Raw genomic sequence first — 25,659 nt, 5'->3', positions numbered from 1 at the left:
TTTTCCCAAGTACAAGAGGTTGTGTTGAATTGGTAATCATCCCAACAGTTCGTCGCTGTAGGCTCGGTATCTTGAGTTCCTATATTTTCCCAAGTACAAGATGTGGTGTTGAATTGGTAATCATCCCAACAGTTCGTCGCTGTAGGCTCGGTATCTTGAGTTCCTATATTTTCCCAAGTACAAGATGTGGTGCTGAATTGGTAATCATCCCAGCAATTCGTTGCTGTAGGCTCAGCTTGTAGTGTAACGGTAACACTGGCGATACAAGAATCTATTTGATTATTTGCATCTGTAACTGTTAGTGTCACATCTACAGGAGTGCCAACATTAGAACAGTCAAATGTATCGATATCTATCTCATAGTTTGTGATAGCAACATCATCTGTTGATCCACCGTCTACATCAGTAGCAACAATTGTTGCATTTCCAGAATTATCTAATTGGATATTTATATTTTGGCATACTGCGTTTGGCGGAGCTGAACCAGCATCGTCGGCAGTGATGTTAATATTATCAATGGCAATATCAGAATTCCATCCATTTGTTGCATCAGAACCTGTAATCGCATTGAACCTAAGTTTTATAGTTTGGTTCTTATATGCACTTAAATCTACTGTATTTTGATTCCATATATCACCAAGGTCAGTAGTGTATTCATCAAGCGTTTGGTAAGAGGCGCCATTATCGGTGCTCACTTGTAATCGAAGTGAACCAATGAATTGTCCAAACATATGGTAGCTGTAGGTGAATTGAATATTATCTTTTCCAGTAAGATCAAAGCAAGGGCTAACAAAATTTGCTATTTTACTTGGAAAACCTGCGGCACCTGTAGCTTCAGTATACATATAAAATGTATCACCATCACCGGTACTAGGACCAGTATTCGCTGAAGGTGTTCCTCCGCTATCTCTAGTCCAGTCGATATCATCATCATTTGTTTGAGACCACAAGCCTAAATTTAATTCGAAATCTTCAGAATAAGGGTAGGCTGAGACGGAGTTCCCTGTACATGGTACTGGAGAAGCGGTAGTGAAATTAGTAATTACGGCGTAGCCAGATGTATTTGTATCACATCTCGTTCTTACACGAACATCGTAACCTGTTGAAGGTAGCAGTCCTGTAATTAAATAACTACTTGTTGCAAGATCTGTGATTGTAGTCCAACCTGCTGCTCCAGATCCTGTTTCTCTATATCTCATATCATAGGTAGCAGAAGTAACTTCGTCCCAGTCTACTTGTGCTGTAAGTGTTGTGATGTTTGAAACACTTACATTTGTAGGAACTGTCGTTTGACAAGGGATTTGAATACTAATTATTTTGAAATCGTCAATAAAGAAACCATCACTCGTTGTTGTATAATTTTCATTAACGTTTAAAGCATCTGTTCTAAAGTTAAATCGAATTTTAACATCATTAGAATTTAGTAAACTAGAGTAGGAGTTATCAATAACAATTTCTTCCATAACCCAATTATCTAATCGATCTCCATCATATATCTGTCCAGAACTATTAGCCTGGAAATTTGAATATGCACTACTTTTATTATCATGACCTGTCGTTGCGCTAGTGGCATTTGGTTTTGTGTAATTTCCGCAGAGAGATATCCAATTTGTACCACCATCTGGAGAGCCTAAGATTTCAACAAAGTCATAATTTCTTTCGATATCCCATTTTGTATAAAATTGAACAATGACCTCGCTTGAATTTGAAAAATCAAAGCTGTTCGTTGTGGTTAGCGTTTTGTTTGAATTATTTGAATAGGTTCCTGTACTTATTGAATTTGTCCCAGAATAAGAATCTGAAGTTGTATTAATCCAACCACCAGACTGAGTCCAACCGGTTAAACCATTAGTATCTGGGTTGTGATCAAATAAAGGATTTACGGTTGCAGTTGGCTGATAGAACTTTTCATAGTTCGCTTCATATAATATGCCATCACCATTTGATAGTTTGACATTGTATTCAATTTTTTCGTTAGCACTAATACTAGGGTTTAGACTCAAAGCAGCTGTCACTGTTCTTTGAGTTAGAACCGCCATTCCTGTTTCTGTTGAAGGCGATGTGATACTATTAATATTAGCAGATATTGGAGTCACAGTCACTGTAAAGTCACTTGCCGTTTGACCAATACGTTCAATGCCAAAATCTAAATTAGCAGTGGTACTCGTTATATTACTTTGCGTTAAATCATGTAGTTTAGCATATTTACCACCATAATAAGCAGTACCTAAAGAAATTCTCATGGATTGTTTTGCGATGGGTACAATGGTTGACGGTGTTGGCCAAAAACCTTGTCCGCCATGCTCAGGTGTTGTCGCAATGATAGCTTGACCAGAACCAGTTGATCCATTATTATCTGGATTTCCACCCATCATCCAATCATCTGGAAGACCATTTGATTCATAAAAAATAGTAGCTCCATATAAATATCTATTATATCGAGTCATTTCTTCATGCCATTTGTAATATTCATCTTCACGACCAGAACTTAAACTTGGAACGCCACCATAAGGATGAGGAACAGAGTTCGCATACGAGTGATTCCAAACTGCAGATTGGATGTTTCTACTGGTTATGAAATCGACCATAATTTGAGTTTCTGGTTCAGATTCTGGTGATGGACCTCTATATGTTCCTCCAGAAGCATTTCCTGAAGATCCTATGTTATTATAATTCCAGAAATAATCAAAATTCCTATTTAAATCAACACCTCTGTTATATCCAGTACCACCAGTATTTGGTCTTAAGTTTTTTCTTTGAGAACCTCCACCATTTGGATTTAAGGTTTCGTTCCAACGCAATCCGTCAGGATTTACTACAGGAACAAAGTATAGTTCATTATGATCTACTAATTCTTTAATTGCAGGGTCCGTATCATAGTTTTCTATAATGTACCACATAAAATAAATGTTGTTCATTAATGCACTTACTTCTCTTGAATGAATCATTGAGGTAAATAACATTTGGGGTTTTGAACCTTCCGATGATGTGCTTTCATTACCCGTAATTCGGACATACCAGACGGTTTCAGGATTCCAACGCGTTGTGCCTTCTCCAGAATAGGTTGCAGGCCCGTTATTTTGTTGATTTGTGAAATTATTACTTGGATTTCCCCAAGTTTGCTGCCCTTTAGAAGACGCATTTGCTTTAACTGATACAATATCTAAACCGTTACTTTGAGAGAAGGTACGCATATCATCTAATTCGTTTTTCATCTCTTGAAATGTTAAACATCCAGACATTGACCCTAAGTTGAAATTTTGAGGCTCCACGAAATCAATTTCATCACATCCATTATATTGAATGATGTTATCTTGTAACACACTAGAAATTGAGCGTTGAGAAAAGTTTAGAGCACTAGCTTTGGCGGCATTAAGTTGTGCCTTTGCTTTCGGTAAATCTCTAGAAGCTCTATCCACGTAAAACTGAGTAACGTCGTCAATCTCGATATTAAAAGAAATATTGTTTTCTCTTAAACTATTGATTTCTGTTTCAGATAATTCAATGATGAGGTCTTCGCCTTCATGTTTTGAACCACAACTTAAATCAATACCAAGAGAAGCTATAGTGTTAACATTGCGTTGACTAGGGTTGTTAATTTTAATACGCGATTGTTTGTCTTGCGCAAAAGTAGTTTGAACTACTAATAATAGAAGAACAAGTAAGTTGGTAATTTTTCCCATTCGTTTGAGGTTTAATAAATTTATATTCATAATCGGAGCGCAATATATTAATTTATTTGGATTTTTTATCTATAAAGCGCGAAAAAAACCGATGAAATACATTTTTTATGAGTTTAACAAACGCAAATATTGTATAAGTACTTGTAAATCAGTACTTTGTGTTATTTGTTAAAAATTTGAGAAAATAAGCTCAATATGGAATATGTAGGAGAACTATATAGTGAGACGTAAAAAAAACTAATACGAGTTGTTTAGAGTTTTTTAAATCTTATCGAGAACAGGATATAATCCTGTGACCTCTGGGTTGTGAATTTTAGAAAAAACCGTTTTTATATTTTTTAAATAATTGATAATTTGTTATTTAAATTTTTTATGTATTCTTAATCGTGTTCCAAAACGTGTTCAGTTTTTGTTAAAATAGCGTATTCAAATGAAGAATAAATAATCATAAAATCACTTTATTTTATTTTTAAAGTGATAGACGGAGCATAAATACTTTAAATGACCATTTCAAGTTAATCACAGATATATTTATTAATCATATATGCAGTAATAGGTTTAAGTGTTTTTCCTGTTTCTGGATGCAATCCAAGAGCAGTGAAATACTCTAACTCTTTATTTTTATCCTTTCCATACCATATAGTAACACTACTATCTTCATTAAAGAATTTTGTTTCCTCGCATATAGGTGACACTTTTTTAAATAGTGTTATTCGTTCTTCCTTAAATATTTTGAGTTGATGTAATTGATATTTTTCTGTATCAAAGTCAACCTCGACATAATGATCTTCTTGCCATACCATCCATCTTGTCTGATCATTTAATATATAAACTGAAATTATGGCTATAATTGCTAAAATTAGTATTGATAAAGCAACAGATAATAGTTTGTTTTTAGTTAAAAAATCACTAAACCAAGTAAATGATTTTTTGTTTTTGGGTTTAGTTACTACTGTAGATTCTAAATCTTCAGCATCGCTATAATTTGTATTTTGATTTAAAATATAATCTTCATAATTTTTATATCCTAAATATCTGCATAAACCAATGACGACATTTAGTTGTGATATATGAATATCCTCACTTGGTCTCTCAGTGTCTAATGCTTGATTATAGTAATTTTTTAAACTTCTTTCACCAAAAGGAGATTTCATTTCTTCTAAGATGTATTCTGATAAAATCTTAGATAAATAATTATTTGAAGGGTCTTTAATTCCCTTTATCTCTTCATTTTCTTTTGCTTTTTGAAAAGCTTCAATCACTATTCTTTTATGCATTGTGTATTAGGTTTTTGTTTTTTAAGTTAAAGTATTTTGTTGGAAAACTGTTGGAATTTTATTTCTTAATATTTACCATATACTTTCTTACTGCTTACCATCTTCACCAAGCAATTCTTCTTTTATTTGCTTCGGAATCAATTGTAGTTGTGCATTGCTAAAATAACTAAAGTATAAAATTGATCAATACGGAGATCCGTAAAGTAATATGCTAAGCATTAAAAAATGGGAAGCATTGATTAGCTGTTGCTTTACAATTTCCTCCTTCCCGAAATAACTGAAATATTAATCTGAAAGCGTAGGCTTCAACATAACCTGAGATTCCTCAGACAGCCATTCTTTTGCAAAATTTTTAAAATTATGAGAAAATTAGCGTATTTAATAGTACTGCTTTTTATTGGAGCAAACTATACATCCTGCACTCCCGAACAGATAGCAGATGAAATAGCTCCTCAAGCTTGTTGCGATGATGGAGAACATATTCCACCACCACCACCACCACCATCGCCAGGATTATAGTAGAAAGCTAAAAAATAATTCTATTTTTGAGGAATGAAGACCCACAAAGATTCATTCCTCTTTTTTTATTTGTTTATCTGTGCTTTTATGCTGTATGCGCCTAATGCTTTACATGCACAAGAGGCGAAGCCTATAGACAGTTTGACGTATTATAGTAATTTGGTTTTATCTTCTAAAAACAACACTGATCTCAATAATGCATATGTGTTTTTCAAACAACGCAGTGAACAGAGCTTGCAACAAAACGATATTTTAAATGTAATTTATAATTTAAGGTATGTAGCAATGATTCAATTTGATCTGGGATTATTGCAAGAGAGTGAAGCTACCGCAGTATCAGCACTTGGTTTAATTGATAATTTAAAATTAAAGGATGCGATTACTAATGAGCCCAGAGTAGGATTAAATAATCATTTAGGTCGTGTTTATGTCGGTTTAAGTGATTATCCAAGTGCCCTAGAATATTATAATACAGCACTTAATCTACAACAAGATCCTAGCAATCTCAATACTATTTTTAACAATATTGGACTTATTTATTATAAGCAAGCTAATTATCAAGAAGCCTTAGAGGTATTCACTAAAGTGCATCAAACTAATCTTACCTTTAATAATACGTCAAAGATAGCGAGGTCTTTGGGTAATATTGGTGCTACCATGTCAAAAATGAAGCGTTCTGCAGGACTTGATAGTCTTACAAAGTCATTGCAATTAAGAACGTCAATTGATTTCAAGAGTGGCATGTTTGAAAGCTATATAAAATTAGCTGAGTATTACCAAGATAGAGGAGACTTAGTAAGAGCCAATAGGTATGCAAATAAGGCCAATCTATTAGCGGAATCAAAAGGAAATGCTGCTTTAGAATTTGAATCATTATCTTTATTAATGAAGCTTAATCCCAATACTAATGTGCAGCGCTATACACAGCTTGTGGATAGTATTAATGCTTCTCAGTTAAGTATTCAAAACAGTTATGCAGCAAAAAAGTATGGCTTAGAAAAACAAGAACGACTTATAAAAGAAAATGAACTCAAAATGAAAATAATTGAGTTAGACAGTGAAAAACAAAAACAACAAACGACCTCTGCTATATTTGCTGCGATACTGATTTTAATATCCTCGATTTTTACGTTCATCTATATAAGATCCAGATACAAAAAAGAAAAGCTCCAAGAGATCTATAATACAGAATCTCGCATCTCTAAAAAAGTACATGATGAAGTGGCCAATGACGTCTATCATGTCATGACCAAATTACAAAGTAAGGACAAAGCCAATGAAGATGTATTGGATCATTTAGAATTTATTTATACCAAAACAAGAGATATTTCTAAAGAAAATGCTGCGATTCATATTAATGAAGATTTTAACGAACTCATTAAGGATTTACTCATGAGCTACAAGACCACTAATGTTAGTGTTATGACTGTTAATGCGTCTAAAATGGATTGGGATGGAGTTGCAGACCTCAATAAAACAACTATATATAGGGTATTACAAGAATTAATGACCAATATGCGAAAACATAGTGAGGCAACCATAGTCGTTGTTAGTTTTGAGCAATTAAAGGGTAAAATAAACATCCAATATAAAGATAATGGACTAGGCTGTAAACTTTTTAAGAGTAATGGATTGCAAAATGCGGAATCCCGTATAACTTCAATAAATGGTTCTATTATATTTGAATCTCAAATTAATAATGGTTTCAAAGCCATAATGAGTATTTAAACTATGTTTTCAAAAGTATTAATATCAGACGATTTAGGAAGTATCAACCAAGGGGTATTAACCGTATTAGATACTTTGAAAGTTTCAAAATTTGAACAAGTCCAGTACTGTGATGATGCCTATATAAAAATTAAACGAGGCATACTCGATAAAGAACCTTACCAGTTATTAATTACAGATCTCTCTTTTATGCCTGATCATCGCGAACAAAAACTCAGTTCAGGTGAGGAATTAATTAAAGAACTTAGATCTGATTATCCTGAATTAAAAATTATCGTGTATTCTGTTGAGGACCGCCTACAAAAAGTGAGAAGACTTATGCAAATACATAAGGTTAATGCCTATGTCTGTAAAGGGAGAAGAGGCCTAATCGAACTGGCTGATGCTATTGAAAGTGTTTATAATAATAAGACCTTCCTGTCACATCAAATAGCACATGCTTTAAGTCCTAATTCTGATTTGGAAATTGAAGATTATGATATCGAATTGATAAAACATATGGCTAATGGTTTATCACAAGAGGAGATAAGCCACATATTTAAAAAAAACAATACCTCACCTAGTAGTCTAAGTGCTATTGAAAAACGCTTAAATAAATTGCGTATTCAATTTAGAGCTAATAATGCCATACATCTTGTAGCAATAGCTAAAGATTTGGGGTTAATATAGAAACTATTAAAATAATCAGGATCAGGTATTTACTACTTGTTTTGTGATTTTCAATTGCTGCTTTACTAAGAATTAAAAATAGAAATCTAAAGGTTTTATTCGAACGGATATAGATAAATTAAATGCTTTAAATAATTAAACGTCATTGAGTTATGAGGAATAATAAATATATTTATTTAGGAATAACTTTTTTTATTCTAATGAGTTCGGCAATTGCTTCGAATACTATTAAAGTAGCAAGTAATTCACTGGCTCCTCCTCCAACAGTAGATTTTGATTTTGATAATAATACCTGTTCTGGTCAAAGTGTGTCTTTTATATCAATTGTAACTGGTGACGGGGGATTCGAGTATACATGGGATTTTGGAGACGGTTCAACGTCTACTCAACAAAACCCTAATCACACTTTTCAAGCCTTAGGATGTGGAACGCAAAACTTTAATGTAACTCTTACGGTAACTGATATTAACGGACTTTCTGGCACAGATACACAAACCGTTACTATAAGGGAAAGGCCTGATATTAGTTTTGTAGACACTAATCCTGGTGTGGCAGGCGATTTTAATAATTGTGGAAATTCAGATTTAAGCGATGAATTTTTTATAGAGTTAGATAATGAGTCAACTTCACTAGCATGTATTGGTACATATAACATTAATTGGGGTGATGGTGATTCTCAAAGTAATGTCAGTTTTCCAATTTCTCATAACTATATTGGATTTGGCACATATAATATGCAAATAACAGCTATTGGAGATAATGGTTGTACAAATACAATTACATATTCTGTAAAAAACGCTTCTAACCCATCCGGTGGATTAGCTACTCCAGGTGACACCTTAAATTTATGTGCACCAACAGAAGATATACAATTTGTAATTTCAACTTGGGGCGAAAATACATCAGATACAACTTATGAGGTAGATTATGGTGATGGTACAACAGTTCTTTATTCTCAAATAGAACTTGAAGCATCGATATATTATAATGCTTCAAACCCTTCTGCTTCAATTCCTTTTCCGATTCAACCACATTCTTATACAGAAACGAGTTGCCCTGACGAATTTGTCGCTAGGTTATGGATAAGAAATGCGTGCGCTCCAGATCCAAACCCGGCTACTGTTCCAAATATAAGAATTATAATAAGTCCAGACGCAAATTTCACAGCACCAGAAACAAGTTGTGTAAACACAGCTACCCAATTTATTAATATTACAGAACCAGGTTTTGGCTTTAATTGTTCTTCAGACGTAGATTTTATTTGGGACTTTGGTGATGGGTCTGCTCCTTATGAAACATCTACTTATGAAAATGTCAATCATACTTATACAAGCAGCGGGACATATACGGTTACTTTAATTGCCGATAATAATATATGTGACGTTACAGAATATTCTCAAACAATATGTATCGAAGGTCCTTTAAATCCAACATTTACAACCAATAATAACGAGGGTTGTGTACCTTATAATACTGTTTTAAATAATACGACGAACTTAATGGATCAATGTGATATTCCAACTTATGAATGGGTCATCAATTATACGGCAAGTTTTTGCGGAACATCAAGAGGTGCTAATTTTATAAATGGTACAGACTCCAATTCTGTAAATCCAGAAATTGATTTTACAAATCCAGGAACATATGAATTAGTCCTTCAGGCTACAAATTTATGTGGAACAACATCAAGTTTGCCGCAAGAAATTATAGTAAAATCACCTCCACAAGTTACAATAAATGGTATCGACGATTTTTGTGAAACAGCATCAATTATTACGCCATCAGCTACAGTTGACAATTGTGGTCCTAATAATGCTACCTATATTTGGAGCATCAACGTCGGGACTTCACCCACTGACTGGGAATTTATTAATGGTACTGATGAGAATTCACCATTACCTGAAATCAGCTTTTATACGCCTAATACTTATTTTTTAAATTTGGAAGTTACCAACAGTTGTGGCTCAAACACAGATAATGAGGAATTTATTTTTTCTCCAGTACCTTCAATAACAAATGTAGTATTTGAGCAAATCATATGTTCAGGAACTTCCACAGAAGAAATTATTTTCGAATCTAGTTATCCTAATTCAAGTTATGATTGGAGTGGTTCTTCTCCTTCTGGAAATATTTCAGGCATAATTCTTACAGGCACTACAGATAACATTCCATCCCATATTCTTACTTTAAATAGTGGTACTTCAGGCACGGTTGTTTATTCTGTGACTCCTTTTTTAGTAGACAGTTGTCCTGGTGATCCTTTTCAATTTACAATCACTATTAACGAAGGGCCATCAATAGCTACTCAGCCAGTTGGAAGTGCGTATTGTATTGATGGTAGTGCAGATGTATTGACATTTACATTAAACGGTAATTCAACAGGCACAATTAATTATCAATGGTATTATAATACAGATGGAAATACAGATCCAATAGACCCAAACACAGAAGCTGTACCGAGTCCAGAAGGGGAACAAGCCGATTACCAGCCACCAACAGATACATTAGGAACATTCTATTATTTTTGTATCATTAGTTTTAGCGGATCTGGTAGTTGTAGCGAAATAGCTACTATTCCAGTGGCGATAACGGTAACTCCAAATGTAGTTATTAGTAATGAAGAACCTTTAACTCAAATAATTTGTGCAGGTGCGGATGCTGGTGAATTAAGTTTTACGACCAATAGTGGAGGAGCAGGAGTGATTACGCTCAATTGGTTCCTTTCAGATGATAACGTGATAGACGGCACTGATACGCAAGTTGGAACTACTAATACTTATGACACATTTGGCTTCCGATATACCAGTAGGCACAAACGCAATAATTTTTAATCCAGGAGTTTTAAATACATCAGGGACGTATTACTATTATGCAACGGTAGATGTTGATGAGAGTTTAGGGTGTTTAGATGTGTCTAGTGAGATCTTTAGTATTGAAGTTGTAGAAGATCCAGAGGTTACAATAACACCCGTTGATCAAACGATTTGCACCAATATTCCTGCTAATTTATTAGTAGCTCAAGTATCTGGAGGTATAGATATAAATACGGATGGAACAATTGATAACGCAGACTACGAGTTTCAATGGTTTTTAAATAGTAATCCAGTAACAGAGACAAACAATGCGGATGCTGATGTTAGTACTTTTAATCATGATAGTGCCTTACCTGCTGGAGTTTATAATTATTATTGTGAAATAAGTCAACCTAACGGTCTAGATTGTGATGGTACAAGTAATACGGTTACCATAACGGTTAATGAAGGACCGTCAATAGCTGCACAGCCAATTGGTGATGAATATTGTTTAGGAGACACTGTTAATTCACTTGAGGTTGTTATTGCAAATGGTGTGGGAGTTCCTAATTATCAATGGTATTCTAACAATACTAATGATACAGACACTCCAAATCCAGTAGGTACAGATTCTAACATATTAAATATACCAAATACAAATGTTGGATTACTTTATTATTACTGTGTGATTACCTTTTCTAATGGAGGATGTGGCGAATTAGTTTCTGAAATTGTAGCAATTACCATTAATCAAGTCCCAGAAATTAGCAATTATGAAGTGCTTATTTGTAGTAACAATTCGTTCACAGTTATTCCAGATAATACCAATGGAGATGTAGTGCCTTTAAATACCACTTATACCTGGACAATACCAACAATAAATCCTGTTGGAGCAATTACTGGAGCTTCAGAAGAAATGACTCCAGTGAATGAGATTTCACAGTTTTTAGAAAACACAACCATAAATCCAGCTTCAGTAACCTATACTGTAACGCCAATATCAGGTGATTGTGTAGGAGTCGATTTTGAAGTTGTTGTAACTGTAAACCCTTCCATTTTAGTAACAGCAATACCTTTAGATAATGACTGTTTTGAATCGAATAATGCGTCTATTGAAATTACAGTGGTTGGTGGCGTGCCATTCGCAAATGGAAACCTTTATAATATCACATGGACTGGGCCAAATGGATTTTCTAGTACAGATGAAGACATCTTTAATCTTGAGATAGGTACTTATCTTTTAAATATAGAGGATGATGGTGGTTGTCCATATTCAGAAACATTTACGATTTCAGAACCTGAGATTTTAGTTTTTGGAGTTACAGATTTTGACCCACAAACGATCTCATGTTTTGGGGCTAACGATGGTACAATAGGTATTACAGTTGAGGGTGGGACCTCTGCTTACATCTACAGTTGGACTTTAGATGGACTTCCATTTTCTGCTAATGAAGATTTATCAAACCTTGGACCTGGAACTTATGAAATCACAGCTACTGATGTAAATAATTGTGGGCCAATTATACAAAGTTTTTTAATTGAAGAGCCACCGCTTTTAGTAGTTTCTTTAGATGCTCAAACAAATGTGCTTTGTTTTGGAGAGTCTACTGGTGCCATTGCAATCAACGTTGTTGGAGGAAGACCAGATTACATCTATTCTTGGATAGGTCCCAGCGGATTTACAAGTGTCAACCAAAATATTGATAGCTTAATTGCGGGAACATATACTATCACAGTAACCGATGATTCAGGTTGTACAGATTTGCTTGACCTTGAAATCATTCAAAATGATGAAATAACGATAGATATTACCACCACAGAAATTGAATGTTATGGCGATAACGATGCTTCAATTACTATTAACAATATTACAGGAGGTGTTTCACCATATGACATTTCATGGAGTAACTTCGGAACAGGTAATAATCAAACCAATCTTTCAGCAGGCACATATACCATAACGATAACTGATTCTGAAAATTGCTCAAGAGACTTTCCAATAATTATTGAAGAAGCACCCATTTTTTTGATTGATCCTGTAGTCACGCAGATGTCTTGCTCAGGTGAGAATGATGCGAGTATTGTGCTTAATTTTGTTGGCGGAATAGCTCCTGTTACTGTCGTTTGGAATGATGATGCTTCGGCAGGAGTTGAACGTAATAATTTGGCTCCAGGCACGTATTCTGTAACGATAACTGATGGCACTCCTTGTACTATTGAGGATAGTTTTACCATATTTAATATTCTACCATTAGAGGTGTCTGCTAATGTTACTAATGCGCTCGATTGTGATGATACTAATAGTGGTGCTATCAACTTATTGATAGAAGGTGGAACACCACCGTTTTCATTTATCTGGTCTAATGGTGAAACAACAGAAGATTTAGAAAACAGTCCTCCAAATAATTATACCGTATTAGTTACAGATTTTAATGGTTGTGAAATAGAGGGTAGTTGGACGGTCAACAGATTTGAACCTTTGGCTGTTTTAGTTGATACCCAGTCTGAAGTGGATTGTGAGGCACAAATCGTGAACCAAATTTTTGTAGCTATTGCGAGTGGAGGTGTGCCTCCTTTCCAGTTTAACTGGTCAAGCGGAACCGTAAGCGGAACAAACAATGAATTAATGACGACAGATGAAAATGGACTAGTCATCTTAGAAGTTATAGATAGTCTAGGCTGCAGTACTAACTTTAGTTTTAATGTGGAGACTCCTGTTCTTGGAGATCCTGATTTTGATACCTCTTCGTTTGGTTTTATTAATTACGGAGTTTTTGCAATTCAAGATCCTATTCAGTTTACAAATACAGCCACAGGAGATTATGTTAGTGTATTATGGGATTTTGGTGATGGTAGTTTTTCCGCAGAGGAGAACCCTATACATTCCTATTTACAGGTTGGTAATTATGTAGTCACCCAAACAGTGACCTATCCATTTGGTTGTGTGTACACTAAAATAGTGACGCTCATTGTTGAAAAAGGATATCAACTTATTATGCCTGATGCTTTTACGCCTAATGAGGATGGTCTTAATGATTTTTTTGGTCCTGAATATATAGGTCTAGATAAATTAGAACTTAATATATACGATACATGGGGAAGTCTCGTCTATTCTGAGTCTGGTGACGATATTCGAGGTTGGGATGGTAAGATTAATGACGAAGAAGCAGAGAATGGAAATTATTATTACACCTTTTCTGCAAGTACATTCTATGAGGATGTCATTGAAAAACAAGGTGCGTTTGTATTTATCAAATAATTTATTAGAATGAAATTCAAAATAATACTCTTTATAATAGTCTTCGTAAGTGTAAATGCTGCAAAAGCGCAAGATCCCATTTTTTCACAATCTAATTATGTGCAAGAAACTTTAAATCCTGGGTTTTCTGGTTTCGAGGATAATGAAAGAATTTATGCAGGTATGTTGAGTCGTTTACAATGGCCAAGTTTAGACTTAAATTTAACGACACAATATGCATTTGTAAACAAATCTTATGATTACGGTCCAAGTCTTGGTTTTGGCGTAGGAGTTAGTGCTGTGTGGCAGTATGAATCGGCTAATAATTACAATTATATGCAGGTAAATGCTAATTATGCGCATCGAGTCAACTTAAATGGTGGTTGGTTTTTTAGACCAGGGATAGAAGTTGGTGTAGGAAGCAAAAGTAATCGGTTCCGTAATCTAACCTTAGCTGATCAAATAAACATCAATACAGGTGTTATTAATCCTGTGTCTATAGATCCTTTAAGTAATAATACCGCTAATCAATACTTTATAGATTTTTCAACAGGGATTGTATTTGAAAAACAAGAATTTAACGGCACAACCTATTGGTTTGGAGCCTCTGTCAAACACCTAAATAGGCCTAACATTTCATTTGTAGAAGGAGAGAAAGTGCCCTTAAATATATTTTATTCTATACATGGTAATTATCGTTTTCCTTTTATGAATGATTACAGTATCATGATGACCGCTAATTATATGCAACAAGGTCCATATAATCGATTAGATATAGGGTCACTATTTCAAGTAAATGAATTTCTTTTAGGTCTTACGGCAGCCACCAATCCAGCGCGTAATGATGGTAATAGTCATTTATTAACCTCTATAAATGCGTTTATAGGTTTAGAGTATACCGAATTTAGATTTGGTTTGTCCTATGATATGAATACCTCTAAAATTGGAAATACAAGAGGTGTTTATGAGTTTTCTTTAACCTATCTCTCAAGATGTCGCAGATGCAACACAGATCGCAGTAGAAAGCGATAAATAACGAGACTTAAACGCCTATCATAGGACTAGATTAGCCATATTGCAAAACAATAATAGCTCACCCACCAGTCTAAGTGCTATTGAAAAACGCTTAAATAAATTGCGTATGCAATTCAGAGCTAATAATGCCATACATCTTGTAGTAATAGCTAAAGATTTAAGGTTAATTTAAATTACTGTACGGTTTTCCGTAAGGTTTATAGAGCTGTTATGTTTAAATTTAGTAGCTATTAATCAAGTGGTAGCCTGAGTTTTTAGGTTATTATGAAAGGCACGTATGAATACGTGCCTTTTTTTATGGGTTACGGATTCCCGTAAGGATGAGAGTAATAATGGCTTTATGTTCGCAGCTGTAAGTCGGAATAAGCCGAAAACAGACTAAAAACAGAAGTAGGTTTAAAAGTAAGAATATTTATAAATGAAGATGATTACTACTTTAAAACGACAGATCTGCCTTCCAATATGGATAAAATAATTAGTGTTTTTATTAAAAACTAATAGGATATTAAATGATAAAAAAACTCTTTCTTATTATAGTATTGGGCACGCTAAATGGCTTTTCTCAAAATACTAATAAGTTAATTTCTAGTAATTCAGAATCTTTAAAAATCCTCTCCTGGAATATCCAAGATTTAGGGCAGTCAAAAAATGATACTGAAATAGATTTTATTGTAAAAGTTCTTAAAGACTTCGATATCATAGCCATTCAAGAAGTTGTGGCTAAGCATCCAGCGGGTGCTCAAAAAGTAGCCCAAATTGTTGATGAGCTTAATAGGAAAGGGTTTAAGTGGGATTATAGAATTAGTGATCCTACAAACAGTCCATCGGTATATATGAGCGAGCGTTATGCGTTTATTTGGAAAACATCTAAGGTTAAAATGCTTACTCGTGCCTACTTAGATAAAGAATTAGAAGACTATTGTATTAGGGAACCATTTATTGGTAAGTTTCAATCAAAGCGCAATAGCGAACCATTTTATGTTGTGAACTTTCACTCTAGAACGCACAGTGATCAACCTGAATTAGAAATTATCTATTTTCAAAATTATCAAAAACGATTACATACAGACAACATATTAATTGTAGGTGATTTTAATCTAAGTGAAAATCACAATGTTTGGGATAGTTTATACCAACAAGGCTACAAATCAGCTATTAAGAATTCAAAGACCACATTAAAACAGAAATGTAAAAGAGGCGATTATTTAAGTCATGAAATAGATAATGTTTACTACTCAAAAGGTGTAATGTTTAGTAATGCTGGTGTCATTGACTATATTGAAACTTGCGAAAATTTAAAAGCAGCAAGAATGATATCTGATCATTTACCAGTTTTTTTAGAATTTAGCATTACTGATAATTAGGATTCATGAAATTTATCTTTAATACTTTTTTAAGTCTATCCTTTTGCTTGCTATTCGGAGCTATAACATCTTTTGATTTAGTCGAATCTAAGATCTATATCTGTAAGGGCAAATACAGTAAAAAGTATCATTATTCAGAAAAGTGTCGTGGACTTTCAAACTGTAAAAGTTCAATTGAAAAAGTCACATTAAAGGATGCTAAAAATATAGGAAGATCCCTTTGTGGATGGGAGGATTAATTTTTTATAGCATTTCGGATTTCCATAATGAGTATGTTATACAAAAAAAGAATAGTAGTAAGGTCAAAACAAGCCGAACAAGACCTAAAACGAAGTAGGTGAAAATTTTAAATTAATAAAATGAAGAAAGTAATTTTAATTATGCTCATTGTTGTCGCATTTACATCCTGTAAAACAAGCAGCTTACATCGAGGAGGTTATCATCAATTAAATCAAACTCAAACAGTTTTATCAAGTGATAACTTTATTGTACTTGGCAGCTTTACAGGTACAGCGACTGAAAAAATATTGACAGGAAACATAACGAATAAAGAAGGTATTGTATCTCAAGCTAAATCAAAAATGCTTGCTAATGCAAAAGCGGTAGGCGTTGAATTAGTTGGCAGTAGAGCCCTAGTTAATGTTTGTGTTGATTTAATAGAAACTAAAAAGAGAATATCTGCAACCGTCTCTGCCGAAGTTATTGAATTTAAATAGGAAATTAAGTAGGGCAGTTTTATTTAAATCGTCCTACTTAGTTTTATGTTTACTGACTTATTTTTAGACGACGGAACTAGCCATAAACAAAAACTATTTACTCTTATTATTTATACCTTAAACAATTATGGTATTCTGTAATAAACTCCTTAGAGATTACAATAATTTTCCTTTTGAAATAAAGTGTTTTGTCTTCATTTAAATTAATGATATTTGCTGTAAGTATTCATCAATAATCCGTTTCTTAGTATGCCCCATATTCTTAAAAACAAAAATCTAGAAATTCATATTGATGGTCCCCTCGAAAATTATAAGGGATCAAGATTTGACTGGACAGGTAAAATAGTGAGTGTAAAATTTCAAAATATGCAATTGGCAGGTTTAGAAAGTCCTACTAATGACAATGAGCATTATTTGGGCAAAGGATTTTATAATGAATTCGGTATAGATGATGCACTAGGCTTTGAAGAGACACCTATTGGTGGTTGGTTTCATAAAATAGGAGTGGGTTTATTAAAAAAAGAGGATAACAAATACCATATTAGTAAAACCTATGCGGTGAAACCCGCTGAATTTAAAATCACATCAGAAGCAAATACACTTTTAATCCAATGCACATCAGAAATAATAAATGGCTTTGGCTATATACTAAAAAAAGACATTGAATTAAAAGACGCTGGTTTTACAATTAGATATAGATTAGAAAATACAGGTGAAAAAGATATAATTACAGATGAATATGTTCATAATTTTACAGCTTTTAATAAAGAAGGTACAGGATCAAACTATACATTAAAATTTCCTTTTCAATTACAACCAGCACTATTTGAAGAAACCGTGAATCCTGAAGGAAAAGTAGCCATCGGACAAAATGATATTACATTTAAGAGTGCGCTCAAGCAAGAATTCTTTTTTAGTAACCTTTCGGGTGATGACTCTGTTGATGCTCAATGGGAATTGGAGGATCTTGATTGTAAAATAGGGATTAGTGAAACCGGCAATTTCAAAACAAACAAAGTTAATGTTTGGGGAGCGCCACATGTTTTGTGTCCAGAGTTGTTTTTTAAAATCGCTCTAAAATTTGGCGAAGCAACGGAATGGTCTCGGCAGTATAAGGTTTATAACCTAAGCTAAAATCGCTGGTAACGCTTTGTGTAATTAAGTGCTGTATGTGAGGGGCTTACAAAACACCTTAAGAATTATCTTTGAGCGATTATGGAATCCCATAACAAATTTAATAAAGTGTTGCAGCACGTTTAATAATTCCCTTTTCCTTTTACACAATGTCTTACACCTTCTTTGGAGTTTTCCGTATTTCCTCTGTATCTTGGCATAACATGACAATGAAAATGCAGTACGGATTGTTCGGCGACTCCACCACAATCCATTCCGATATTATAGCCATTTGGATTGAAATTTTCTTCAATAAGTAATTTTGCCTTGTCAATTATATCGGCTAACTTTTTTATTTTTATAATCGTCAGATGTCCAAGGGTTTTTAGAGTCGAAAATCTTTTTTAGGAGGGTGTTTAATTTCATAAAATCATTCACGTTCTCTTGCGATGCTTCGATATCTAACAATAAATTATGCTGAACTTCCTTTAAAGCGATTATTATCGTTTGTTCATTCTTTTTTTGTTCATTCCAGTTATTAATACTCAAAGCAATTAAAATACCTATAACGACAAGTACAATTTCACCAATGGCATATTTAAGATACGTTCCTTTTTTCTTTTCCATAAGGTCTCTTCTAATGTATCTAAAGAATTTAATCATCGTTACTGGTTATTCATTTTTTTTTAATTCTTGCTCTAAATCTGAGACTAAGGCGCTATTCGTGTTACTAAAATTACGCAATCGCTCTAAGGTGCCACCATTGTTATTCTTAAATGAGACTAATTCTCTATATAATTCGTTTTTAAAAGTTGTGCTATTGGGTTCGGTGAGTTCTACATATTCGTTAAGATTAAACGTATTTACAAATCTTATAATACTATTCTTATCATTTAGAATAATTAAAATAGCATCTTCAACATCTTTAATGCTAAAGTTGACTTTGTTCTGTTCATAGTCATAATAGCGCGATATTCTAGTCGTTAATTTGTTATTAGATAATTTTAAACCTTTAGATTTTAATATTTCATACGCATTATTAATAGGGAAATAACGTTCAAAGGATAAATAATTTAGAAAGTCTCGTGATAAGACATCGACGTCTACAGTGTCTTGTTTTAAATAACCAAGCATATTTTTCGCAGATGTATTTGCGTCTTCACGCTTTGCGATAATACCTTCAATTAAAAGCGCATCCTCTTTTAAATTATTTAAAATTTCTTCTAATACATAGAACTCGGTTTCTTTGTCTTTTTGATTTTCATTCCAATTACTTATGGAGAGCGCAATCAAAATCCCGATTACGACAAGCACTATTTCTCCAATGGCGTATTTCACATACGTTCCAGTTTTATTTTTCTCCATAAGGTCTTTTCTAATATGTCTAAAGAATTTAATCATCTGTATTTCCCGAGAAAGCGAGAATCTTATTGGTTGGTCTTAATGAAGCTCAATGTTTGGTGTCTGGTTAGTAGCTATTGTTAAGCAACTAGAATAGTAAAAGGAAACCGAACCTTAAGGGAAACCGTACGATTTTCCAAGTATGCACTTAACAAGCCATTGACGATACACCGTGTTCGCAATAATAGTTGCTATTTCAATAACTGATACACTTAATATATTTATAAAAGCATCCACGATTTTGCATTTAATTATGTTTAATTTTTTACAACTTTTTTTGTTATTGTGCCTTTTGAAGTTGTAATACTTAATAAGTAAACACCCGTATTCAAATTAGTGAGGTTTATGATTCCATTAGTAGGATTTAAGTTTAAATTTATTCCCAGAGTATTGTAAATAATTAGCTCTTTAAGTTCCAACGGATTATTAGTTTCTACAGTAATTACATTACTTGTAGGATTTGGAAAAATACGAATGGTATTTTCTAGATCTTCAAAATCTGGAAGTGATAGCGTATTATCTATATGATTTTGAAAAAATAGCCAGGCTTCTTCACCAGCATTAATATCCATATTTCCCCAAGCTCCAGGCCAATCATGTCCACCACCTACAACTTCATAATACCATACTTCATTATTATTAATACCATTTAAATACTTTACACTATTAATAAAACTTCCGTCAGAGTTATCGGTATTTGGTAATGTTTGTGTATTGTTCGATGTGCATTCATTTTTTTCTACAAAATAATTTACTGTAGAGGGTATACTTGGATAAGCTCCCCATCCATCATTATTATTTGGATCTCCTGATAATGGTGTGACGTTATCTTGAGAACCATGTATTTCAAACAAAGGGATTGGTGGGCTATCATCACAGTCATCTATAATGTCTTGTAGGATCATGCCTGCTACAGGAGCGACTGCTTTAAACGTATTGTAAGCTTGACAAGCAAGCATGTAACACATTTCCCCACCATTAGAAAAGCCAGTGGCAAAAGTATAATCAGGATTCAAATTTTGGGTTATTTGAAGGTGTTCAGCTAATTCGGTTAAAAAACCAACATCATTTACGGTTTCAGTTTGATGAAACGCATATCCGACATTCCAGAACCGATTTCCACCCGAATCTAAAGTCCCTCTTGGATAACAAACTGCAAAACCGTATTGATCGGCTATTTGATTCATTTCAGAATAATTTCTCATACTATTAGCATCACCAGTATAGCCATGCATAACAAAGACTAAAGGCATATTCTCATTTAAATTTGTAGGTTCATAGTATAAATATTGACGGTCAATACCGTCATGTTCGAATGTAATAAATTGTGCTTGAGTGATTAAATGAGAAAATAACATAACTAGTATTAAAATAGACAACTTATACTTTTCTTTCATTTTTGAGGATCTAAAATTAAATGTGCATTTAAAAACATAAATGTAGCAATTCTAATTTGATATTAAAAAGTGAGCGTTTGCCTATTAGTGCTAACGTTATTATCCATTAACTTTATTCTGTTTAGTTTTCGTAATTGACTATTTTAACAACAGCTTTTGTTTTCCTGAATTGGTGGACAAGCTACTGTTCCGAATGAGCAATAAACACAACAATCTCCTTGGTTTGGTTTCATAACCTTTTTGCAATTCTCGCAATTGTAAAAGAATTGACAAGCGTTTGTCGGCATTTGTTCTTCCTTTTGATGTCCACAGTTTGGACAAGTAATTTCTGATTTTAATATGGTTTCCATCTAATTCTATTTTTTATCGTTTACTTTATATCCTGTTGCGTTGATTGCTTTCTCAATTTCCGTTTCATTAGTTTTTGCTCTATCAAATTCAATAATGGCATTTCCTTTTTTCGTACGACGCTTTTGAGTTTACAATTCCGTTTAGTGTATTTACTTCGTGATTAACGTGTTCATTGCAACTCGCACAAGTCATCCCGTGGATTGTAAATGCCGTTGTTTTAATGTCTGATTTGTCAACTGCGATTCTTTGCTTTTCTGTGTTGGGATAAAAAATTCCAGAATAGTAGGGGAATGCCAACATCATAATTGCACATGTGGTTTCAATTCCTAAAAACATTTTTGATTGAATGAATTTCGGTTTTTCGTTCGTCTCACATTCATAGTCAATATCTTTGCGAGGTTTTAGTTTCTGAGACCAAGCAAATCTAAGGATTAAAGTTGTTAGCCCAATTAAATAAAGTCTAAAAGTCTCAATCCAAGAGGCTGTTGAAGCAATAATATCGACCAATAATTTTCTAAAATTGGAGTGGTATCATTTTGAGCTCCATTACTATTTCATTCTTCAATTATAGCATTCTTTAAAATGTTGAATACAAGAGTAACATTAGTAGATTTATAGACCACAGAGATTGATATTTTTTTACTACATTTAATCCTTAATTTAAAAGCATAATCTTAAAATTAAATATCATGGCAAAATCACAAGATTCAAAAAAGAATGTAAAAAAAGAAGCAGCATTATCACCTAAAGAAAAGAAAGCTGCAAAATTGGCTAAAAAATCAAGTCGTAAGTAATGGCTTAAGACACGTATAGTTAAACCACTCCATTAGGAGTGGTTTTTTGCATTAAAGCAATTATCTTTATATTTAATAAATTAATACAATCAAAAACCAATGGATATTAAATTAGCAGTACTTATAGATGGCGATAACATACCGTCGGCTTATGTAAAAGAAATGATGGAAGAAATTGCTAAATATGGTAATCCTACCATTAAGCGTATCTATGGTGATTGGACCAAGCCAAATTTATCAAAATGGAAAAATTTGTTATTAGAAAACGCTATAACACCCATACAGCAATATGGTTATACTACTGGTAAAAATGCGACAGACTCGGCTATGATTATCGATGCTATGGATGTTTTATATTCAGAGAAAGTAGATGGATTTTGTTTAGTCTCTAGTGACAGCGATTTTACACGTTTAGCAACCCGTTTACGAGAGGCAGGCATGAAAGTATATGGGATAGGTGAAAAGAAAACACCGAACCCTTTTATAGTGGCTTGTGATAAATTTATTTATATAGAGATTCTTAAAAATATATCCGAAGAAAGTACGTCTACAGCGTCTACAAAATCATCAGCGCCTAAAAATAATTACGATAACATTACGCAAAAAGAGATTAAGTTTATAGCGTCTACAATAGACGATGTTGCAGATGACGATGGTTGGGCATTTTTGGGTGATGTTGGAAGTTTACTACTTAAAAAACAACCTAATTTTGATTCTAGAAATTATGGTTTTCAAAAACTAACACCTTTAATTAATTCTATTTCTGATTTTGAAATTGAAAGACGTGAGGATCCAAGAGGTCGATTGAAACTGATTTATGTGAAGCTTAATGAAGAGAAAACTAAAGGTAAAAAGAGATAAGCTGCAGCGATTGTGAAGTTTGGTACTTAGCGTGAGATATTAAGCCGTCTTAGTCCTTTAAATTAGAGAAGTATTTTTTAATTACCAACAGCTCAGTGAACCATTATACCTTTAACCAAATCAAAAGAGATCAGATAATAAATGACGATAACAGAACTCACAGGTCACTTCAATATCACAGGACGCAATCAAGATGGAGATACCGCGGCTTACAAAGGCACACTTCAATTAACAGCAGATGACAATAATAGGATTGTAGCAAAATGGTTAATCAATAATAATCAACTGCAGTTAGGAACTGGTTTTTTTAAAGATAATATTTTGGTTATTAATTTTAATTACAAAGGCGATAATGAAACACTCTATAAAGGTGTAGCTGTTTATAAATGTATTACAAAAGATCTTTTAGAAGGCTTTTGGTCAGAGAAACACGGTAATCCTCAGTATTTAGGAGAGGAGCGTTGTTTTAGAATTGGAATACAACGAGAGTTGGCTAACTAAAGGGTCGCTATGTTTTAAACGTTACGAATGGGGTCAATAAGAGTTTTAGTCTCAAAATAGTGATACTCCCTTGTAAAATAAGGATTTATGTGATGTATTGAATACCTGTACTAAACGACCTAGTAAGTCTAGCTTATTGTTTTTTTTGCTAATAAAACCTTAAAGTGTTCGCTGCTAAAGCTTCTAGGTTTATATTGTAAGCAACTAGTAATCAGTGTTATTGTAGTTTTAAAGCTCTAGTAATCATAAAACAACGGTTTAGTGTGAACTAAACCGTTGTTTGTACTTGATTAAGACTATAGCGAGAACGGGGCACGATCCCGTGACCTCTGGGTTATGAATTTCAAAAAGCCAAATATTTAAATTTTAAACTACTAACTATTAGTTAGTTGAAAATCGCTGTGTTCTTAATCGTGTTCCAAAACGTGTTCAGTTTCGTGTTCACTTATTTAGTATCAATTTCTTAATCAAATTTAGAAATAAAAATTGAATTTTCAATTTTAAAAGGTTTAAATTTATTTGAAATCATACTATAAAGGTTATAGAATAATCCTGTTGTAATGGAGATGAATATATGCCAATATAGCCAGAATACACCCTTCTTTTCTAGTACCCTTTCGGGTGATGACATGGTTGACGTCCAATGGGGATTAGAGCATCTTAAATCTAAAATTGAGATTATTAAAACATGCATTTTAAAACAAACAAAGTGAATATTTGGTTAGCACCACATGTGATTTGTCTAGAGTTATTTTTTAAAATCGCTTTAAAATTTGGCGAATCAGTAGAATGGTCTCGTCAGTATAAGATTCATAATCTAAATTAAAACGACTGGTAGAGCTTTGTATAATTAAGGGCTAGTTGTAACGGGTTTATAAAACCGCTTAAGAGGCTTTTTTAAGCGATTACGGTAAACCGTAACAAAACTCTTATATAAAACTGTAATTTCCCTTTATTTAAGATTAAAATACGTTTTCATTTTTAAAGTGATGAGAGATGTCATTAAACAAGTTATACTCTATTTAAATTTTAACTATTGATAACGCATAAATACGTAGAACTACGTATATATAGCTTCTATGAATTTATTAGTTTTATGAACTGTAATAAGTTAGTTATGTTTTGTTATCTCCATTACGAGAATGGGTTATAATATGATAAATAGTAAACTAATATTCCCTGCGAAATTTTTGATTTAATGGCTACAAATAAGCATGCTCAAATAAGATATACGATACTAGACGGTTGTTTTAGCAATTTTAATAGGTTATATGACTACGATGCGCTTTTGAATAAAATTAATACTTTGCTTAATGATATTGGAACAGAAGGTATTCAGTTAAGACAATTACAATACGATATTGAGCATATGAAATCTGACAACGGTTGGGCAATTAATCTCAATGAAGATCTAAAAATTGGTCGTAAAAATGCGTTCCGTTATAAAGACAAAAACTTCTCAATTGCGAATCATCCTTTAAATGTTAATGATAGCGTTCAACTAGAAACCACATTAGCAATTTTATCACGATACAAACACAGAGCTGAGTTTTCATGGTTAGAAGAATTAATCCCAAGAATGGAACAGGCTTTTGATTTAGTTTCAAGCGGAGATAACGGTGTAATTGGTTATCAGGAAAATATAGATTTAAAGGGAAGAGAGTATATCGGTATCTTGTTTAATCTAATCTTAAAGCGAAAACAAACAAAGTTAGTTTACGAGCCATATGGCAAACCAAAACAAGAAGAAATTATATTCCCATATCATTTAAAACAATATAACAACCGATGGTTTTTATTTTGTTACAATAAAAAATATAAATCTATATCGAATTATCCTTTAGACAGAATTGTTTCTTTAGAGGAAATGAGTGAAGATTTTGAGCACAGCACAATAAGTTGGATGGATTACTTTGAAGATATTATAGGAGTAACTAAACCAGAAAAACTTCAATTAGAAAAGATAAGACTTAAGTTTTCAGAAAAGAGATTAAAATATGTGTTAACAAAACCAATTCACGGTACTCAGAAATTAGATACTACAACTACTTCTCAAAATATCATTAAAATTGAGGTAATACCTAACAAAGAACTTTACCAACTATTGTTGTCTTTTGGAGCAGATGTTGAAGTCATTTCTCCTTTAGGAGTTAGACAAGAAATTATATCTAGGATTAATGAAATGAACACTATTTATTAGTATGCACGTGTATTGCATGA

General features: G+C 33.2%; 19 protein-coding genes and 1 pseudogene. 12 read left to right on the top strand and 8 right to left on the bottom strand.

The window, feature by feature from the left end; all coding sequences use genetic code 11:
* Both H593_RS19280 and H593_RS0113620 read right to left on the bottom strand, forming a co-directional pair.
* Positions 1-3,683: M14 family zinc carboxypeptidase (locus tag H593_RS19280; RefSeq protein WP_169338368.1), on the bottom strand; the 3,683-nt coding region annotated here is incomplete at its 3' end.
* A gap of 515 nt (positions 3,684-4,198) precedes the next feature.
* Complete coding sequence (locus H593_RS0113620; protein WP_028872953.1) at positions 4,199-4,960, bottom strand: hypothetical protein; 762 nt, start codon at positions 4,958-4,960, stop codon at positions 4,199-4,201.
* A gap of 360 nt (positions 4,961-5,320) precedes the next feature.
* On the opposite strand from H593_RS0113620, the gene H593_RS20845 reads away from it, so the two are divergent.
* From H593_RS20845 to H593_RS0113575, 9 genes are all read left to right on the top strand, one after another.
* Positions 5,321-5,479, top strand: a complete 159-nt coding sequence (locus tag H593_RS20845; RefSeq protein WP_157588861.1) for a hypothetical protein — start codon at positions 5,321-5,323, stop codon at positions 5,477-5,479.
* A gap of 33 nt (positions 5,480-5,512) precedes the next feature.
* The gene (locus H593_RS0113610; protein ID WP_157588859.1) at positions 5,513-7,207 is read left to right on the top strand and encodes a tetratricopeptide repeat-containing sensor histidine kinase; all 1,695 of its coding nucleotides are present in this window, start codon (positions 5,513-5,515) and stop codon (positions 7,205-7,207) included.
* 3 nt (positions 7,208-7,210) lie between these two features.
* Positions 7,211-7,876, top strand: a complete 666-nt coding sequence (locus tag H593_RS0113605) for a helix-turn-helix domain-containing protein (RefSeq protein ID WP_028872951.1) — start codon at positions 7,211-7,213, stop codon at positions 7,874-7,876.
* Between the two features lie 200 nt (positions 7,877-8,076).
* A complete protein-coding gene (locus H593_RS19275; RefSeq protein ID WP_028872950.1) occupies positions 8,077-10,707 on the top strand; it encodes a PKD domain-containing protein in 2,631 nt (876 codons plus the stop codon).
* A complete protein-coding gene (locus H593_RS19270) occupies positions 10,655-13,927 on the top strand; it encodes a T9SS type B sorting domain-containing protein (protein WP_051229741.1) in 3,273 nt (1,090 codons plus the stop codon). The genes H593_RS19275 and H593_RS19270 overlap by 53 nt, the downstream gene beginning before the upstream one ends.
* A gap of 9 nt (positions 13,928-13,936) precedes the next feature.
* Positions 13,937-14,938: a PorP/SprF family type IX secretion system membrane protein gene (locus H593_RS19265; protein WP_051229740.1), complete on the top strand. Its 1,002-nt coding sequence runs from the start codon at positions 13,937-13,939 to the stop codon at positions 14,936-14,938.
* A 512-nt stretch (positions 14,939-15,450) separates the two neighbouring features.
* Positions 15,451-16,305 (top strand): endonuclease/exonuclease/phosphatase family protein, encoded by an 855-nt coding sequence (locus tag H593_RS0113585; protein ID WP_028872949.1) that lies wholly within the window; start codon positions 15,451-15,453, stop codon positions 16,303-16,305.
* A gap of 359 nt (positions 16,306-16,664) precedes the next feature.
* A complete protein-coding gene (locus H593_RS0113580; RefSeq protein WP_028872948.1) occupies positions 16,665-17,021 on the top strand; it encodes a DUF6567 family protein in 357 nt (118 codons plus the stop codon).
* A 249-nt stretch (positions 17,022-17,270) separates the two neighbouring features.
* Entirely contained in the window at positions 17,271-18,155 is an 885-nt protein-coding gene (locus tag H593_RS0113575; protein WP_028872947.1) for a hypothetical protein, read from the top strand.
* A 122-nt stretch (positions 18,156-18,277) separates the two neighbouring features.
* Here H593_RS0113575 and H593_RS20560 read toward each other — a convergent pair whose 3' ends face one another.
* The 6 genes and pseudogenes from H593_RS20560 to merTP all read right to left on the bottom strand — a co-directional run.
* Positions 18,278-18,469 carry an HIT family protein gene (locus tag H593_RS20560; protein WP_245585052.1) on the bottom strand — a complete coding sequence of 64 codons (192 nt, stop codon included), beginning with the start codon at positions 18,467-18,469 and terminating at the stop codon, positions 18,278-18,280.
* A complete protein-coding gene (locus tag H593_RS21545) occupies positions 18,465-18,761 on the bottom strand; it encodes a DUF6090 family protein (protein WP_315969378.1) in 297 nt (98 codons plus the stop codon). Before H593_RS21545 ends, H593_RS20560 begins: the two co-directional genes overlap by 5 nt.
* A gap of 45 nt (positions 18,762-18,806) precedes the next feature.
* Positions 18,807-19,499 carry a DUF6090 family protein gene (locus H593_RS20155; protein WP_051229739.1) on the bottom strand — a complete coding sequence of 231 codons (693 nt, stop codon included), beginning with the start codon at positions 19,497-19,499 and terminating at the stop codon, positions 18,807-18,809.
* A gap of 293 nt (positions 19,500-19,792) precedes the next feature.
* A complete protein-coding gene (locus H593_RS19255; RefSeq protein WP_051229738.1) occupies positions 19,793-20,932 on the bottom strand; it encodes a T9SS type A sorting domain-containing protein in 1,140 nt (379 codons plus the stop codon).
* 143 nt (positions 20,933-21,075) lie between these two features.
* Complete coding sequence (locus H593_RS21300; protein ID WP_084142332.1) at positions 21,076-21,282, bottom strand: GDCCVxC domain-containing (seleno)protein; 207 nt, start codon at positions 21,280-21,282, stop codon at positions 21,076-21,078.
* 6 nt (positions 21,283-21,288) lie between these two features.
* A pseudogene (gene merTP / locus H593_RS19250) lies at positions 21,289-21,778 on the bottom strand (mercuric transport protein MerTP); the annotation flags it as partial.
* A gap of 398 nt (positions 21,779-22,176) precedes the next feature.
* Here merTP and H593_RS0113545 point away from each other — a divergent pair.
* The 3 genes from H593_RS0113545 to H593_RS0113530 all read left to right on the top strand — a co-directional run bounded on the left by H593_RS0113545 (position 22,177) and on the right by H593_RS0113530 (position 25,639).
* Positions 22,177-22,938, top strand: a complete 762-nt coding sequence (locus tag H593_RS0113545; protein ID WP_028872945.1) for an NYN domain-containing protein — start codon at positions 22,177-22,179, stop codon at positions 22,936-22,938.
* A 141-nt stretch (positions 22,939-23,079) separates the two neighbouring features.
* Positions 23,080-23,439, top strand: a complete 360-nt coding sequence (locus H593_RS0113540) for a hypothetical protein (RefSeq protein ID WP_028872944.1) — start codon at positions 23,080-23,082, stop codon at positions 23,437-23,439.
* A 1,198-nt stretch (positions 23,440-24,637) separates the two neighbouring features.
* Positions 24,638-25,639 carry a helix-turn-helix transcriptional regulator gene (locus H593_RS0113530; protein ID WP_028872943.1) on the top strand — a complete coding sequence of 334 codons (1,002 nt, stop codon included), beginning with the start codon at positions 24,638-24,640 and terminating at the stop codon, positions 25,637-25,639.
* Positions 25,640-25,659: the final 20 nt, after the last annotated feature.

Origin of the sequence: Psychroserpens burtonensis DSM 12212 (assembly GCF_000425305.1) — a bacterium.
GTDB lineage: Bacteria > Bacteroidota > Bacteroidia > Flavobacteriales > Flavobacteriaceae > Psychroserpens > Psychroserpens burtonensis.
Note: the sequence above shows the minus strand (reverse complement) of the source record. Positions and strands in the feature narration are given on the sequence as shown.